General features: G+C 73.6%; 12 protein-coding genes. 8 read left to right on the top strand and 4 right to left on the bottom strand.

Annotated elements, in window-relative coordinates; genetic code table 11:
• The first annotated feature begins 268 nt into the window (after positions 1-268).
• From QOZ89_RS02470 to QOZ89_RS02460, 3 genes are all read left to right on the top strand, one after another.
• Entirely contained in the window at positions 269-1,087 is an 819-nt protein-coding gene (locus QOZ89_RS02470) for a DUF1003 domain-containing protein (RefSeq protein WP_312622879.1), read from the top strand.
• Positions 1,088-1,195: 108 nt separating this feature from the next.
• Complete coding sequence (locus QOZ89_RS02465) at positions 1,196-2,746, top strand: D-alanyl-D-alanine carboxypeptidase family protein (protein WP_312622878.1); 1,551 nt, start codon at positions 1,196-1,198, stop codon at positions 2,744-2,746.
• Positions 2,747-2,987: 241 nt separating this feature from the next.
• Positions 2,988-3,263 carry an SCO4848 family membrane protein gene (locus QOZ89_RS02460; RefSeq protein ID WP_312622877.1) on the top strand — a complete coding sequence of 92 codons (276 nt, stop codon included), beginning with the start codon at positions 2,988-2,990 and terminating at the stop codon, positions 3,261-3,263.
• Here the strand turns inward: QOZ89_RS02460 and QOZ89_RS02455 are convergent.
• Positions 3,235-3,858, bottom strand: a complete 624-nt coding sequence (locus tag QOZ89_RS02455; RefSeq protein ID WP_312622876.1) for a LysE family translocator — start codon at positions 3,856-3,858, stop codon at positions 3,235-3,237. The genes QOZ89_RS02460 and QOZ89_RS02455 overlap by 29 nt on opposite strands.
• Before the next feature lie 154 nt (positions 3,859-4,012).
• Between QOZ89_RS02455 and QOZ89_RS02450 the strand changes: the two genes are divergently transcribed.
• From QOZ89_RS02450 to QOZ89_RS02440, 3 genes are all read left to right on the top strand, one after another.
• The gene (locus QOZ89_RS02450; RefSeq protein WP_198543523.1) at positions 4,013-6,634 is read left to right on the top strand and encodes a RecQ family ATP-dependent DNA helicase; all 2,622 of its coding nucleotides are present in this window, start codon (positions 4,013-4,015) and stop codon (positions 6,632-6,634) included.
• A 55-nt stretch (positions 6,635-6,689) separates the two neighbouring features.
• Positions 6,690-7,184, top strand: coding sequence for a GNAT family N-acetyltransferase (locus tag QOZ89_RS02445; RefSeq protein WP_071052741.1), 495 nt, complete (start codon positions 6,690-6,692; stop codon positions 7,182-7,184).
• An 867-nt stretch (positions 7,185-8,051) separates the two neighbouring features.
• Complete coding sequence (locus tag QOZ89_RS02440) at positions 8,052-8,420, top strand: hypothetical protein (RefSeq protein ID WP_312622875.1); 369 nt, start codon at positions 8,052-8,054, stop codon at positions 8,418-8,420.
• A 263-nt stretch (positions 8,421-8,683) separates the two neighbouring features.
• Here the strand turns inward: QOZ89_RS02440 and QOZ89_RS02435 are convergent, their stop codons facing one another.
• A complete protein-coding gene (locus QOZ89_RS02435) occupies positions 8,684-10,147 on the bottom strand; it encodes a serine/threonine-protein kinase (protein WP_397428662.1) in 1,464 nt (487 codons plus the stop codon).
• Positions 10,148-10,447: 300 nt separating this feature from the next.
• A complete protein-coding gene (locus QOZ89_RS02430) occupies positions 10,448-13,006 on the bottom strand; it encodes a serine/threonine-protein kinase (protein WP_312622873.1) in 2,559 nt (852 codons plus the stop codon).
• Positions 13,007-13,215: 209 nt separating this feature from the next.
• On the opposite strand from QOZ89_RS02430, the gene QOZ89_RS02425 reads away from it, so the two are divergent.
• Together QOZ89_RS02425 and QOZ89_RS02420 are read left to right on the top strand one after the other, a co-directional pair.
• Positions 13,216-14,325: an adenosine deaminase gene (locus QOZ89_RS02425; protein ID WP_071052737.1), complete on the top strand. Its 1,110-nt coding sequence runs from the start codon at positions 13,216-13,218 to the stop codon at positions 14,323-14,325.
• Positions 14,326-14,584: 259 nt separating this feature from the next.
• Positions 14,585-15,199: a DNA-3-methyladenine glycosylase I gene (locus tag QOZ89_RS02420; RefSeq protein ID WP_312622872.1), complete on the top strand. Its 615-nt coding sequence runs from the start codon at positions 14,585-14,587 to the stop codon at positions 15,197-15,199.
• Positions 15,200-15,225: 26 nt separating this feature from the next.
• On the opposite strand, the gene QOZ89_RS02415 is transcribed toward QOZ89_RS02420, so the two are convergent.
• A complete protein-coding gene (locus tag QOZ89_RS02415; protein WP_071052760.1) occupies positions 15,226-15,735 on the bottom strand; it encodes a GNAT family N-acetyltransferase in 510 nt (169 codons plus the stop codon).
• Between the last annotated feature and the right edge of the window lie 12 nt (positions 15,736-15,747).

Here is a 15,747-nt window from a genome sequence, read left to right as displayed (position 1 = left end):
CCACCTCCGCCCGACGCTCGACGAAGGGTGCGCGGCGTAGCGGCAGCCGCCAGGGCCCGTCAGGTGTGACGAGGCCCGGCTCCCGTTCTTCTCCGGGTGCGACTGCTCGCGCCCGACGCCGCACGCCCCAGCAACGTCAAGCGTCCTCCCTGGGTGGGGTTGGCCGACCTGATCACAGTTCGGCCCCGGGCCGCCTCCGCGCGGCCTGCTCTCGACATGCGCGCCTGACCGGCTCCGGCCGGCGGCTCGGCGCGGAACGGGGACCCCCATGAGCATCACCACCACCGCCAACCGCGTCGTCTCCCGCCGAGCGGCGGAGCGTCTTGACATTCCGGTGGCCAGCCGCGTCGCGCTGCTGCCTCGCCCCGTCAACCGTGAGGCGTTCAGCCGCGGCGCCGAGCGCATCGCCCGGTACCTCGGGACCGGGCGCTACCTCGCCATCCAGACGGTGCTCGTGATCGTGTGGATCGGGCTCAACATCGCGATCCCGTTGATGCGCTGGGACCCGTACCCCTTCATCCTGCTCAACCTCGCCTTCTCCACCCAGGCGGCGTACGCGGCCCCGCTGATCCTGCTGGCGCAGAACCGCCAGGACGACCGGGACCGGGCGGGGCTCGCCGAGGACCGCGCGGCGGCGCTGCGGGCCAGGGAGGACACCGAGTTCCTCGCCCGCGAGGTCGCGTCGCTGAGGCTGGCCCAGAGCGACGCGGCGACCCGCCAGTACCTGCGCGGCGAGCTCGCCCACCAGCTCGACGACCTGCGCGACGACCTGCGCGGCCTGGTCCTCGAGGCGGTGCGCGCCACCCTGTCCTCGCCCGATCCCGTCCCGGCCGGCACGGGGCCGCGGGGCAAGCTGGACGCCGCCCTCGAGCCGGCCGACGCCCTGGCGAACGGAACGCAGGGACGCCGCGGCGGACGCGGCGCCGACCGGGCAACGGCTGGCCGCGGTGGTGGCCGCCGCGCGGGCGGCGAGCGGCATCGGGCGGTGCCCGGCGGCCAGGCGGTCACCGCCGCCATGAGGGTGTCGCGCTCGACCGGCTGTGGATCCGGCGGCGAGCCGTTTGGCGAATCCGACCACGCTAGGTGACGTGAGGTCGATCGCGTTCGGGGGCGACACCACCCCCTTGTCTCGTTGTGGTGATCACATCACGTAACGTAACAGTGTGAATGTTGCTAGCGCTCCCCATCACCTTCGGTGAGCGTGCGTCTCGTCGCCGTGCCCATGGCGGCGTCGATCTGGCTGGCCAGGTCGGCTCACCGCGTGGCCTCGGCGGCCGCACGGCGTGCGTCGTCGACGTCGCCAGCTCTCACCGCGGCGACAGCCGGCAAGGTGGCCACCAGAACGGCGGCCGCGGCGGTCACGGCCGTCGTCGTGCTCCTGGCGGCGCTCGGCCTGGACCTGCTCGGCAGCGGGCCCGCCGCGGCGAGTACGAGGCCGAGGGACGCTGGGCCGCGCGCGGCCGGTGCCGCCCCGCTCGCGGCCGCGGCGGCCCTGACGGCGACCCCGGCCCCGGCGACACCGATGGCGACCGGCCAGCCGCCCCAGGCCGCCAGCCCGCTGCCGGCGACCCTTACGGCCGCGAGCTGGCTCGTCGCCGACGCCGGCACCGGGGAGATCCTGGCGGCCAGGGGCGCGCGTGTCCGCGACCTGCCCGCCAGCACCATGAAGATCCTCACCGCGCTCGTCGTGCTTCCGGCCCTCTCACCCGATCTGATGGTCACGGTGAGCAAGAGCGCCGCCGAGGTCGACGGCACCAAGGTAGGGCTCGTCCCCGGCCAGAGCTACTCGGTTCACGACCTGGCCACGGCGATGATGATCGCGAGCGGCAACGACGCCACGCTCGCCCTGGTCGACGCGGCCGGCGGGCGGGATGTGGTGCTGGCCAGGATGAACGCGCTGGCCGCCGCGCTCGGCGCGACCGACACCGTGGCCGTCGACCCGACCGGCCTCGACGCGCCGGGGCAGCTCACCTCGGTGCGCGACCTCGCCGTCCTGGGGCGGGCCGCGATCGCGGAGCCCGCGGTGAGCCGGTACCTCACCATCCCGCGGGCCTCGCTGCCCACCCGCGACGGCGGCCGCTTCGAGATCCAGAACCACAATCTTCTGCTCGGCAGCTATGAGGGCACCCTCGGTGTGAAGAACGGCTATACGGTCGCCGCCGACGCGACCTACGTCGGCGCCGTCCGCCGAGGCGGCCGGACCCTGGTCGTGGCTCTGCTGCGGACCGCGCCGAACTACGGCATCGACGCCCGCGCCCTGCTCGACTGGGGCTTCGCGAACGACGGGTTGGTCCGCCCTGTCGGCACCCTGCCAGCCCGCGCCACGGGCGCTCGCCCGAGTGCCGACCGCGCCCGGGCGGGCGGCGCGCTCGCAGGCGGCGGGCGCGAGGACATGGGCCGGGCGCCGGCCGCCGACGGTCGCCCCGGCAGTGGGCACGCGGCCGGCCGGGGGATCGGCTGGGTCACCTGGATGGCGCTTGGCCTGACCATTCTCGCCAGCGTGCTCACGGCGCTCAGCCATCGCCGCCGCCGGGCCAGGGCCCGCCTTCACACCCCACGCGCCCGCCGGCCCCGTCACCTGGCCCACCAGGACGGGGCCCGCCACCGGCAGGCCCAGCGCGGGCACGCCCAACGCGACCGGCACCGCCCGCCGCCCGCGCAGCCGACGCCACTCCAGCGCCCACCCGCCGAGACGAACGACGGACCGGCCCGCCGCCGGCATCGGGAACCGGGCGCCCATCCCTGAGCGGTATGAGCCTCAGGGATGGGCACAGATCACTCGCGGCGTTCCCAGCGGGTCGACGCGCGGCCCCCGACGCCCTGCCGCGAGCGCGTCCTTATCGTGTTCCGCGTGGCGGACGGAGAGCTCTGGTCGTCGTCGAGCCCTGTGATCAGGTGATCCGGGTGCTGAGCGGAGTGGTGGCCGTCACCAGCGGCGACGGCCGGCACCCCTGCTGGCGTGACCTGGCGGCTGCGAAGGTGGAGGGGTGACTCTGTCGAAGCGTGCGTCCTGGTTCCTGGTCGCGGTGGGCGTGTGGTCGTGGGTGATCTGGCCGACCTTCCTGCGCAACATCTGGAAGGACGACCGTTCCTGGCACGACGGCCCAACCAGCTTCTTCCTGGTCCACCTCGTCCTGACGGTCGTGTCCCTCGCCGTCGGGACCGCCGTCGGCTGGCTCGGTGTCCGCGGTCTGCGCGGCTCAACCCGCGCCGCGGCCGACGCCGCCCTCGACATCAGTCGTGGGCGGCTGTCCGGGCGGTGAGCAGGCCGGCGTAGCCGAGCATGCCCAGACCCGCCAGGATGTCGATCCCGCGCACCGCGCCCGGTGACAACCGCCGGCGGGTCAGGGCGGTCACCCCGGCCAGCAGGCTCACCGAGGTCAGGCTGCCGAGGCCGATGCCCGCCACCAGGGCGACCGTCCCGCTCGTTGTCGCCGCGGCCCCGGTGACCGACGCTCCCGCGAACAGCGCCGCCCACGACGCGATCGTCAGCGGGTTCGACGCGGTGGCGCCCAGCGCGGTCACGAACGCCCGCCGCGGCGCGGCGACCTCCAGCTCCGTCTCACCGCCGGCGCGGACCCGCAGCGCGCTCCACACGGTGCGCAGCCCGAGCACGCCGAGCACGACCGCCCCGCACAGCCCCAGCACGGTCCGCAGGCTGGTGATGGTCAGTACGGGAGCGGCCCCCGCCGCGCCCGCGGCGGCGTAGAGCAGATCCATCGTGGCGATTCCCGCGCCGATCGCCAGTCCGGTCGTGAAACCGCCGCGCAGCGTGGACCGGATGAGGAACAACGACATCGGCCCGATCTGCGCCGCGACCAGCAGTCCCAGCGCCAGCCCGACAAGCAATGCGTGCATGCCGTCATACCCTGGCCGCCGCTTCCGGCGGTGTCGAAGCGATTTCCGCCGAGCCGCCCCGGTCAACCCGTGTACGTCCAGGACCCGCGGGTGGCCGGCGGTGGGCTGTCGCACGCATGCGATAGACAAGGCCGGGACGGGCGAGGTGATGACGATGCCAGCACAGGCGGGCACCGCGGCGGGCACGGAGCCGGGCACACCGGTGAGTACGGACGCTGACACGGCCACGAGTGACACGGCCGCGGGTACGCCGCCGGCCGGCCCCGAGGCGACCGGGGAGGTCCGTGCCCCGGGTGGGCGGCAGCGGGCCGAGGAGCTGCTGCGGCAGCTCGCCGGCGCGCACGCCCGGCTGCGCGAGGACCAGTGGCAGGCGATCGACGCGCTGGTGAACGGGCGCCAGCGGGTGCTGCTGGTGCAGCGCACCGGGTGGGGAAAGTCCGCCGTGTACTTCCTGGCCACCGCGCTGCTGCGGGAACGGGGCGCCCTCGCCCCCCGCGGCGCCGCGCCGGCCGACGCGCCCGACAGGCCCGACGTGCCCTGGCCGGACGAGCCGGCGGACCCGGACGACTACTACGAGGGCGGCGGCTATGACGCCGCGTATGACACCGGGTACGACGACGCCGGGCCGGCCGACTACGACGAGAGCTCCGTTCCCGAGGCACCGGACGGCCTGGCGGCGGGCTGGGCCGCCGGCGAGCCTGGCGCGGCCCGGCGGCCGGCGCGGCCCGCGGCGGTGCGCGGCGACACGCCCGGGGGAGCCGAAAGCGGCGCGGCGGAGGAACAGATCCGTGCTTCGTCCGGCCGGGTCGGGCCCACCGTCATCGTCTCGCCACTGCTCGCGCTGATCCGTAACCAGGCCCAGGCCGCGGCGCGGCTGGGCATCCGGGCCGGTGAGATCCACTCCGGCAACGTGACCGAGTGGGACGAGGTGTACACGGCGCTGCGCGCCGGCGAGCTCGACGTCCTGCTCGTCGGGCCCGAGCGGCTCAACAACCCGTCCTTCCGGGACGACTACCTGCCAGGGCTCGCCGCCACCACCGGCCTGCTGGTGATCGACGAGGCGCACTGCATCTCCGACTGGGGCCACGACTTCCGCCCCGACTACCGCCGGCTGCGCACGCTCATCGCGGGCCTTGGCGACAGTGTGCCGGTCCTCGCGACGACCGCGACGGCGAACAGCAGGGTCGTCGACGACATCGCCGAGCAGCTCGGCGCCACCGCCGGGCGGGACGGAGCTGGCGGGGGCGTCGCCACCGGCGGGGGCGGCCGGGCGGGGGAGAGCGAGACGCTGGTGCTGCGGGGCTCGCTGGACCGGGAAAGCCTGCGGCTGGCGGTCGTCGAGCTGCCATCCGCCGAGGCCCGGTTCGGCTGGCTCGCCGAGCATCTCGACCAGCTGCCCGGTTCAGGGATCGTCTACACGCTCACCAAGCCGGCCGCCGAGGAGCTGACCGTCTTCCTCCGTGCCCGAGGCTTTGCCGTCGCCGTCTATCACGGCGGCACCGAGGCGGCCGAGCGCATCGCGGCGGAGGAGGACCTCCTCGCCAACCGGGTGAAGGCGCTGGTCGCGACCTCGGCGCTCGGGATGGGCTTCGACAAGCCCGATCTGGGCTTCGTCGTCCACGTCGGCGCGCCGAGCTCGCCGATCAGCTACTACCAGCAGATCGGCCGGGCCGGGCGCGCTGTCGAGAAGGCGGAGGTCGTGCTCCTGCCGGCCGCCGAGGACCGTGACATCTGGAAGTACTTCGCCGACACCTCCTTCCCGCCGGAGCCGGTCGTGCGCGACGTGCTCACCACGCTCGGGCGGGCGGGAAGGACGATGTCCACGCAGGCGCTCCTGGCCGCGGTGAACATCGGGTCGGGCCGGCTCGAATCGATGCTGAAGGTCCTCGACGTCGATGGCGCGGTCCGCCGGGTGAAGGGCGGCTGGGAGGCGACCGGGCGGCCGTGGCACTACGACGCCGAGCGCTACGCGCGGCTTGCCGCCGCCAGGGCCGCCGAACAGCGGGCGATGCTCGACTACATCGCCACCACCGCCTGCCGGATGGAGTTCCTGCGCCGCCAGCTCGACGACCCGTATGCCACGGCCTGCGGGCGCTGCGACCGGTGCACCGGTCAGTCCTGGGACACCGCGGTGTCGCAGGCGGCCCGGGAGCTGGCGCGCGCCGAGCTGCGCCGCCCCGGCGTCGTCGTCGAGCCACGCAAGATGTGGCCGACCGGGATGAAGACGCTGGGGGTGAGCCTGTCGGGGCGGATCCCGGCCGGCGTCGCCGCGGAGCCGGGCCGGGCGCTGGCCCGGCTCAACGACATCGGCTGGGGCAACCGGCTGCGCCCGATGTTCACCCCGGGCAGCCCGGATGGGCCGGTGCCCGACGACCTGGTCGACGCGGTCGTCGCCACCCTCAAGGCCTGGGACTGGTCGCGCCGCCCCGCCGCCGTGGTGGCGATGCCGTCGCGGTCCAGGCCCCAGCTCGCCGCGAGCCTCGCCGACCGGATCGCCGCGATCGGCCGGCTGCCGCTGCTCGGCGCCCTCGACCGGATCGCCGACTCGCCGCCCGCCGGCACCGTCCACAACAGCGCGCACCGTCTCGCCGGCCTGATAGACGTCCTCGCGGTCCCGCCGGCCGTCGCCGCCGGCCTCGGCCGGGCCGGCGGCCCGGTTCTCCTGGTCGACGACCTCATCGTCACCGGCTGGACGATGACGGTGGCCGCCCGCGTGCTCCGGGAGGCCGGCGCCACCGCCGTCCTCCCGTTCGCCCTCGCGCTGGAGACCGGGTGACGTGGGCCCGGCGAATCGTGGCGAGGCGGGACAGCGGGACAATGGACTGGTGGGCATGGGCGTGCTGATCCGACCAGCTGAGGACGACGACTGGCCTGGGGTATGGCCGTTGTGGCATGCGGTGGTCGCCGCGGGCGAGACCTACCCTTATGACCCGGAGACGACGAGCGAGGAGGGCCGGGCGATGTGGTTCGCCGCGCCGCCGGCCTTTACGTGGGTCGCCGTCACCCCGGACGGCCAGTTCGTCGGCACGTACCAGCTCACGCCGAACCAGCGCAAGCTCGGCGACCATGTCGCGAACGCGAGCTTCATGGTCGCGCCCGAGGCACGTGGCATGGGCGTCGGGCGTCAGCTGGGTGTGCACTGCCTGGACGCGGCCCGCGCGCTCGGCTACCGGGCGATGCAGTTCAACGCGGTGGTGACCACCAACATCGCGTCGCTACAGCTGTGGCGCTCGCTCGGCTTCATCATCGTCGGCACCGTCCCCCGCGGCTTTCGGCACGCCGTCCGCGGTGAGGTCGATATGCACATCATGCATCGGTTCCTTTGACCGGAGTGATCCCGACATGCACCGTTTCGATGTCGACGCCCCGCGCCCCGGTCTTTGCCGAAATTCCTGACCTGTCGGCCCGGCACTGGCTGACGTCACCGCCGACGGGCGGTGTGGGCCTCGGCCGTATACGGGGACCGGGATGACCCGCGCCCCGCTTTCCTAGAAGGATATATGCGCCTCGCGGACGCGAGGCGCCGATTCTTGAAGAGATGCCGGACGGATCGCCGGTATCAGGTTCCGACTTCCGAGACGAGGCTCGTCGCCGCCGGAGAGCGGTCGGAAACGGCTCGGGACGCCCGGGGACGACGCGGGCATGGCGAATGCGGGGCTTCGGCGGCGTCGGCGGCCCGGCCTCGTGCCCCGAGTCTCGCCGCCCCGGCATGCGCCGGGTCCCTGAGCGGGTGATGGGATCGGCTGCGCGGCGGGCGGAATCGCGGTAGACCGACGTCGGCGGCCCGGCGGCCCGGCGGGCCAGCCTGGCGTCGCCGCGCGTCGCCCCGTGTGGGCCCGCCTGCCCGCTCGCCGGAGCGAGAACGGTCTCGGCCAGCCTCTCAGTGGTATCGATCACATCCTTCCGGCCGGCTTCAATCGGCGACGTGTCGCCGGTCACGTCGTGTTGTCCGCGACTGGTCTTCAGGTTGTCACTCGTTGGTCCTTGAATTGGTGCCGAGCGTGCTCGTCCGCGCGCGTCTGGCCAGCGGGAATCCGGCGTATGGCGATCGTTTGCGGGCGGCGGCGTGACGTCGGGATGCCTATGTATCGGCAATGTGAACTTACTGGGGGCAACGTGGACATCTGACCGGGAGTCCCTAGCCTGGTTCCACGGCTTCTTCTGGCTCGCGGACAGGAAGGCGGCAGGACGGGATGGTGTGGGAAGAGGACAACCGCTGCACGGCGACGGTCATGGGCGGCGGCCGGGGCTATGTCGCGCACCGGTGCGGCAAGCGGGCGCTGCACGGCGACCCCGACGGCCTGTGCCGGGCGCATCGGCTCGAGCGTGAGGGCAGCCCCGAGACCGACGCCGAGGCGGAGCGCCGCTGGCGCGACCAGAAGGCCACCGAACGGCGCCTGTGGGAGCTGTGCCGCCACCTTGCCGACTTCTACAGCCTGCCGGTTGACCTCCAGTACGAGGAAGCCGAGCCGACCCATCCGCCGACCGGCCGCCTGATCGTCGACCCTGAGGACCTGCTGCGGGTACTGCGCGCCCAGGACCTGATGCCCCGCGCCAGCTAGCTGGCCGACGGGCGGCCCCCACCGCTCGCTGGGAAGTTCTCAGGACCTGTCGATGTCTCCCGGCCGCGCGCGGCTCCGCGATCGTCGCGTACGGCCGGAGACAGTCGAGTCCTGATGGGCTCAGCGCGCTCCAGGCGAGTCAGGTTCCTTGATCGTCACGTGGCGGGCCCGTGCTGCCGGCGCCGCGAGCGACGCGCGTCGCGGCGTCTGGTTCCTTCTTTGTCCGCCCGTTCCCTTCGTCCGCCCCGTTCCCGTCACCGCTTCTACCTGGCGGCCGGGCAGAACACCGGCACCTCACATGGCGACGGCGTCGTTCCCGTCGGTGTCGGGGTGCTGCCGCCGGATGGCTTTCCGGTCGGTGACTTGGTGGGGGACGCCGGGGTGGTGGGCGGCGGGGAGGGCGGCGTGGACACCGGTGTGCTCGCCACCGGCGGACCGGTCGGCGTCCGCGGCGCGCTGGTGTGCGGCACCGTGCCGCGCCTGGTCGGCGAGGCGGTCGGCCCGTCCGCCGTCGGAACCACGGCGGGGGCCGGCGAAAACGTGGCCGTCGGCGTGGGCGACACCGATGACGTGTCATCCACGGTGACATGGGGCAGGTCGGACGGCTGGCTTCGGCTGGTCAGCAGCAGGCTGACGGCGATCGCGGCGGCGACGACGACCGCCGCGGCGATCGCGGCGATCACCAGCGAGCGCCTGTTGTCGCCGGAGCGACGCCGGCCGCCCTGGTGGCGCGCCCCGGGGAACGGCTCCTCCGACACCGCCTCGAGGCCGGACAACTCGTCCGAGTTGGTGCTGGAGATCTCCTCCTCGAGCGCGCGGAGATGGGCCGCGGCCAGTGGGGAGCCGGCCGGCCGGCCCGCGCCGTCGCGTTCCGTCCCGTCGCCGTCCGTGCCGCTGACGTTCTCCAGCCCGGCGTCGTCGTCCCCGCCGCCCTCGGACGCGGCGACCGCTGGGCCGTTGACCACGAACGTGGGCACCGGCTCGCTGTTGCGCGCGATCGGGACCAGCCGCTGGCGGATCTCGCCGGCGTTGGGGCGCTCCTCGGCGGCCTTGTCGAGCAGGTCGGCGAGCAGCGGGCGCAGCGGCCCCGCGTTGCGGAACGGCCGGCGGCGGCCCTCGACGACGGCCGACAGCACGGCATAGGTCTCCGGGCCCTCGTACGGCGGTGAGCCCTCCACGGCCGAGTACAGCGTCGCGCCGAGGCCCCACAGGTCGCTCGACGGAGTCCCCGACGACCCGCGGATCCGCTCCGGCGCGATGTAGGCCGGCGAGCCGACGAGCGCGCCGGTACCCGTGAGCGTCATGTCGCCCTCGGTCGCGGCGATGCCGAAGTCGGTCAGGCGAACCCGGCCGTCCCGCCCGAGCAGCACGTTGCCCGGCTTGACGTCGCGGTGCAGGACGCCCTTCTGGTGAGCGGCGCCGAGTGCCTCGATGAGCGCGAGACCGATCGCCGCGACCTGGTTCGGCGGGAGCGGGCCGTGGTTGCGGATGACGTCGCCCAGGCTCTCCGCGTCGACCAGCTCCATGATGATCCAGTGACGCTCCGCCTCCTCCACCACGTCGTGGACCGCGACGATGGAGGGGTGGTTCAGGCGCGCGAGCGCGCGCGCCTCGCGCAGCACGCGGGCACGGATCGCGTCCCGCTCGTTCTGCGCTCCAGCCAGGGGGACGAGGATCTCCTTGACCGCGACGTGACGCTGGAGGACCTCGTCCTCACCACGCCACACGACGCCGGCGCCGCCGCGACCGATCGGTGCGTCTAGGCGGTAACGTCCGGCGACGATGCTGGGGGTGCCGCTCCGAGAAGTCTCGGGTGGCACGCTCGCCGATCTGGCCATCCTGTCAAGTCTGACAGACTGGGTGATTGACGCGCACGGAGCCCTCCCGTGACGGGGGATTCGCGGGGCGACAGGAGCCGTCTTCGCCGGCCCGCGCGAGGTGTGGCATCGGGGTGCCGCCGGCCCGGGTAGCTGCCATGGCACGCCCCGAGGTTGGCTGGCGGCCAGCCAGCGGGGGGCGCGGGCTCATCATGGCGCCGGCCGGAACGAGGCGAACATCTGCTGCCTCAGCGACTGGTCGACGGTCCATCGCTCTTCCCCGGTCTGCCAGTAGAGCAGGTACCCGTGGCCGCCGCGGCTGGCGCCTCGGTCGAGCACATGGACCTTCCCCCTGTCCGTGCGGTACGTGAACTCCAGGTCCGCCTCGGACGTGCCGTTGTTGCCGTCCGCCGGCGCGAGACGCACCCGCTGGTAGCCCGGGTAGTGCTGGGCATCGCCACGAAAGGCCGCCTCGAAGCTCTTGAGCCAGTCATCGAGGACGGATCGGGGCGCCGCCGTGAGACTACCGACTCGCAAGAACGTACCAGTGCCAGGATCGACGAAGTCGACCATTCCCGGACCACCGGTGCCCACCTGGCGCTGCCACAGTGCCGGATAGGCGACCGACCAGCCGCTCGGATCCACATAGGAGACCCATCCGGGCGGCGCGACCATCGGCGTCGAGCCGGTTGCCAGCGCCGGCTCGGCGCCGAGGCTGGCACCGTCGACGACGGCGGACGCGGGGACGGTGGCCGTCGACTGGACGGCCGGCTTGTCGTCGTCCGAGGACGAGAGCCGTACCAGCAGGAGCGCCACCGCGAGCACCACGATGATCGCCACCAGGACGATCACGGCTCGTCGCTCCGCGTGCGACCGCGCGGACCGTGGCGCGGGGTCCGGCCGCGCTGGCGGGCGCGGCGTCGAGCGGTGCGACCGCTGCGCCCCGTTCAGCTTGCTGGTGGCATCGGGGTCCGCGGGGTGGTCAGGGGCGAGTTCCCCGGCCCCGGCCTGGCCAGCCGGCGCGTCCTCGGACCTGGCGGAGCCCAGGAACGGAGCTGGGGTGGAAGCGCGTTCGACGACCGTCGTGCCCGGAGCCGAGCCGGCCATGGCAACCGTGCCCGTGTCCGAGTTCCTGCCCGTGGCGACGGCCGCCGGCTGTGCGGGCCGTGCTGTGCTCGTCGAGCCGACCGGCTCCGCGGGCACCGAGGAGGAGACAGGTACGGCCGCCGGCGGCGTGACCGGCGGGCTGGTGGCGGGCCCACCGCTCAGGACGGTCACATCTGCCAGCGCCTCGGCCTCGGCGGGGCTGGCCGGACCGGCCGGACTGGCGGGGCCGGGCGGACTGGCGGGGCCGGGCGGACTGGCGGGGCCGGGCGGACTGGCGGGGCCGGGCGAGTCGGTCGTGTCGGGCGAGTCGGTCGTGTCGGCCTCGGGGACCGCCGCGGCCATGAGGGCCGTCGCGGTCGCGTCGCTCTCCGCGTCGCCGGACACGTCGGGGACGTCTTCGAGGACGCGGGTCGGGCCTGCCTCGGTCGACACCGCGGCACCAGCCGCGGGACCGGCCGTCGCAGCCATGACATCGGTGGAGCCCGCCGCGGCCACGGCGGTGGGGAGCGGCGGCGCGGGTATCGCCTCGGCCGGAGGCGGCGGCGTGGCTGCCGCCTCGGCTGGGCGTGACGGCGCGGGTGGGCCCGGCGGCCTGGTGGAGGCCGCGGGTGTCCGTGGTGGCACTGGCACGGGCGCCGGCGGCACGGGCGCAGGCGGCACTGACGCTGACGGCGCTGGCGACGGCGTTACCGGCCGCGACGGAGCTGGCCGGGGTGTGGACGCCGGTGCCGGCCTTGCTGGTGCGGTACCGGCCGCGGCGGGGCGGGGCGTCCTGGGCTGGGTGCCCGCGGTACGGGACGCCGTCTCGCCGGAGAAGTCGCGCAGCCGGGAGCGCACGACGGTGAGCGAGGGCCGGTCGGCCTCGCGCTGCGCGAGCATCGTCCGCAGAACCGGCCAGAGCGGCCCGGCGTGCCTGGGTGGCCGGATCAGTCCCTCGACGACCGACGTGAGGATGTCCACCGGCGTGCCACCGCCGAACGGCGGCTCGCCCTCGACGGCGGCATAGAGCGTGCCGCCGAGCCCCCAGACGTCGCAGGCCGGGCCGCCGGCGTCGCCCTGCGCGCGTTCGGGCGACAGGTACGCGGGCGATCCGATGACCTCGCCGGTCCTGGTGAGCCGCGGGTCGCCCTGGCTGACGGCGATCCCGAAGTCGGTCAGCCGCGCCTGCCCGTCGGGGGTGACGATCACGTTGCTCGGCTTGACGTCGCGGTGTATCACGCCGAGCCGGTGCGCCGCGTCCAGGGCGTAGGCCAGCGAGATCCCGATCTGGGCCACCCGCTCGACGGGCAGGCCGCCGTCGCGCTCCGTCAGGGCCGACAGCGCCTCGCCTTCGACGAGCTCCATCACGATCCAGGGGAGCTCGCCGTCGTCGATGACATCGAGCACACCCACCGCGCCTGGGTGGTGCACCCGGCCCGCGGCGCGCGCCTCGCGCAGCACCCGTTCCCTGGCCTGCGCGACGGCCATCCCGGCGCCGGCGGGCAACCGGACCTGCTTGATGGCGACCGTCCGGCGCATGATCTGGTCGGTGGCGCGGTGGACCACCCCCATCCCGCCCTCGCCGATCACCGTGTCGAGCCGGTAGCGGCGGCCGACGACTGTCCCCGGGGAGAAGACCCCTGGCTGGCCGGCTCCCGACGCTGACCGGCCTTCGCCTGACATCTCGTGCTCCCTCTATCGTCGCCCCCGGCCCGCGTCCGGCGTGCCGGGTTCATCCGAGCACATCCGGTCCGCCCGGATACACCCGATGCCCGGCGCGTCCCACGCGGGGCCCCGCCGTTCCCAGCCCTGATTGTCCGACTCTCCCGGCTCGCGCGCGCCGCCGGATCGGCGAACCGGAATCGTCACAGCGCTGCCCTACGCTCGGGACGATGACGACGACAACGACAGCGGGTGAGGCGCCTCCCACCGTGGAGGAGATCCGGCGCGCGCCGAAGGTGCTGCTGCATGATCACCTGGACGGTGGGCTGCGGCCGGAAACGGTGGTGGAGCTGGCCGACGCATGCGGGTACACGGCGTTGCCGACCACCGACGTCAGCAAGCTCGGCGGGTGGTTCCGCGGCGGGGCGCACAGTGGCTCGCTGGAGCGATATCTGGAGACGTTCAGCCATACCGTCGCGGTGATGCAGACCACGGACGCGCTCGCCAGGGTGGCCCGTGAGTGTGCCGAGGACCTCGCGGCCGACGGTGTCGTCTACGCCGAGATCCGGTTCGCGCCCGAGCTGCATACCCAGCGGGGGCTGTCGCTGGACGCGATCGTCGAGGCGGTGATCGACGGGCTGCGGGTCGGCGCCGGCGGCACCGGCCTGCACGCGCGTGTGCTGCTGACCGCGATGCGCCACCAGGCCCGCTCGCTGGAGATCGCCGAGCTCGCGATCCGCTGGCGGGACCGGGGCGCGATCGGTTTCGACATCGCCGGTGCCGAGGCGGGCAACCCGCCGACCCGCCACCTCGACGCCTTCCAGTACATCCAGCGCGCCAACGGGCACTACACGATTCACGCCGGCGAGGCGTTCGGCCTGCCGTCGATCTGGGAGGCCGTCCAGTGGTGCAACGCCGACCGCCTCGGCCACGGCGTGCGCATCGTCGACGACATCGCCGTCGACCCGGACGGGCGGGCGACGCTCGGCCCGCTGGCGAACTACGTCCGCGACACCCGCGTGCCGCTGGAGATGTGCCCGTCGTCGAACGTGCACACCGGCGCCGCGGCGAGTATCGCCACCCATCCGATCGGCCTGCTGCGTGACCTGCGCTTCCGCGTCACCGTGAATACCGACAACCGGCTGATGAGCGACGTCACGCTCAGTAGCGAGTTCGCGACGCTCGTGGAGACGTTCGGCTACGGCTGGTCGGACATCCGCTGGTTCACCCTCAACGCGATGAAGTCCGCCTTCCTCCCCTTCGACCAACGCCTCGACCTCATCGACAACGTCATCAAGCCCGGCTACGACGCCCTCTCCGGCGCCACCCGGCGTACCTGACCGTCGACGCCCACCAGGTCCAGGTGGGGCTCCTCGCTCCGTTGATCATTCTGGTGGTCGTGGTGTCCGTGGGTGAAGGCCTAGTGGAACCACACTTCATATAAGTGTGGTTCCACTGTTCCTCACGTCACGCCCTGCTAGTGACCGGTGACCGGTGACCCGAGGACCCGGGGACGCCGGCTTGTCGGACCTGGGTGCCATCCTCGCGGTGTCGGGTCCGAGAGCGTCCGGGAAGGTCCCCGTGGCTACTGATACTGGTGTGGATGGCCCCGTCGCGGCGGTCGACGGTGTCGGCGGGGGGCGGCTGGGTCCAGACGGGCTGGTGCGCTGCCCCTGGGGGATGTCGACCCCGGACTACGTCGCCTACCACGACGAGGAGTGGGGGCGGCCCGTGCGGGACACGGTCGGGCTGTTCGAACGGCTGAGCCTGGAGGTGTTCCAGTCGGGCTTGTCGTGGCTGACGATCCTGCGCAAGCGCGAGGGGTTCCGGCGGGCGTTCGCCGGCTTCCACCCGGAGGCCGTGGCGGCGTTTGGAGAAGCCGACGTCGAGCGGCTGCTCCTGGACGCCTCGATCGTCCGCAACCGGCGCAAGATCGAGGCGACGGTCGTCAACGCGCGGGCCATCCTCGCGCTGGAACGCCCGCTGGAGGAGCTGATCTGGTCCTTCCAGCCGGACACGTCGGCCCGCCCTGTCCCGCGCATGCTTGCCGACGTCCCGGCGCAGGTGCCGGAGTCCGTCGCGCTCGCCAAGGCGTTGCGCAAGGCCGGACTCGTCTTCGTCGGCCCCACGACGAGCTATGCCCTGATGCAGGCCTGCGGCCTCGTCAACGACCACCTCGCCGACTGCTTCGCCCGGGGCGCGGCCGGGGGATGACCGTCGGTGCGCGCGCCGAATGAGCGTCAGCCCGGGCTGAGGTCGGGGTTCGACGGTCCGAGGTCCAGCGCGTACGTCTCCCCGACCAGATCTACGCCGAAGCTGTGATGCGGTTCGCGGGCGACCAGCGCGAAGCCGGACCGCTCGTAGAGCGCGCGAGCCGCGGCGAGGACGTCGTTGGTCCAGAGCGTCAGCCGTTCGTACCCGGCGGCGCGGGCGTGCGCCAGGCAGATGCCGACGAGTTCCCGGCCCACGCCGTAACGCCGAAATCGTGGCTCGACGAGGAGCATCCGGAGCTGACCGGTGTGCTCGTCCGTCTCGAAGCAGAACACGCAGCCGGCGCGCTCGCCGTCGACCTCCGCGATCCAGCCCAGGTCACGCGGGGCGCGTCGGGTCTTCCACTCGGCGACCAGGGAAAGGACGAGCTCCTCGAACGAGGAGTCCCACCCGAACTCGCTGGCGTAGAGCTCGCCGTGGCGCTGAATGACCCATCCGAGGTCACCCGGCGCGTCGATCTCGCGTACGGACGTCGGCATGCCCACCCGTGG

The sequence above is a fragment of the Pseudofrankia coriaricola genome (assembly GCF_032027725.1).
GTDB lineage: Bacteria > Actinomycetota > Actinomycetes > Frankiales > Frankiaceae > Pseudofrankia.
Note: the sequence above shows the minus strand (reverse complement) of the source record. Positions and strands in the feature narration are given on the sequence as shown.

What these genes read in the sequence shown, in the direction of transcription:
- QOZ89_RS02430 (WP_312622873.1), bottom strand. Translation starts at nt 13,006, where the DNA reads ATGTCAGGCGAAGGCCGGTCAGCGTCGGGAGCCGGCCAGCCAGGGGTC.
- QOZ89_RS02440 (WP_312622875.1), top strand. Translation starts at nt 8,052, where the DNA reads ATGGTGTGGGAAGAGGACAACCGCTGCACGGCGACGGTCATGGGCGGC.
- QOZ89_RS02415 (WP_071052760.1), bottom strand. Translation starts at nt 15,735, where the DNA reads ATGCCGACGTCCGTACGCGAGATCGACGCGCCGGGTGACCTCGGATGG.
- QOZ89_RS02450 (WP_198543523.1), top strand. Translation starts at nt 4,013, where the DNA reads ATGCCAGCACAGGCGGGCACCGCGGCGGGCACGGAGCCGGGCACACCG.
- QOZ89_RS02455 (WP_312622876.1), bottom strand. Translation starts at nt 3,858, where the DNA reads ATGCACGCATTGCTTGTCGGGCTGGCGCTGGGACTGCTGGTCGCGGCG.
- QOZ89_RS02445 (WP_071052741.1), top strand. Translation starts at nt 6,690, where the DNA reads ATGGGCGTGCTGATCCGACCAGCTGAGGACGACGACTGGCCTGGGGTA.
- QOZ89_RS02425 (WP_071052737.1), top strand. Translation starts at nt 13,216, where the DNA reads ATGACGACGACAACGACAGCGGGTGAGGCGCCTCCCACCGTGGAGGAG.
- QOZ89_RS02470 (WP_312622879.1), top strand. Translation starts at nt 269, where the DNA reads ATGAGCATCACCACCACCGCCAACCGCGTCGTCTCCCGCCGAGCGGCG.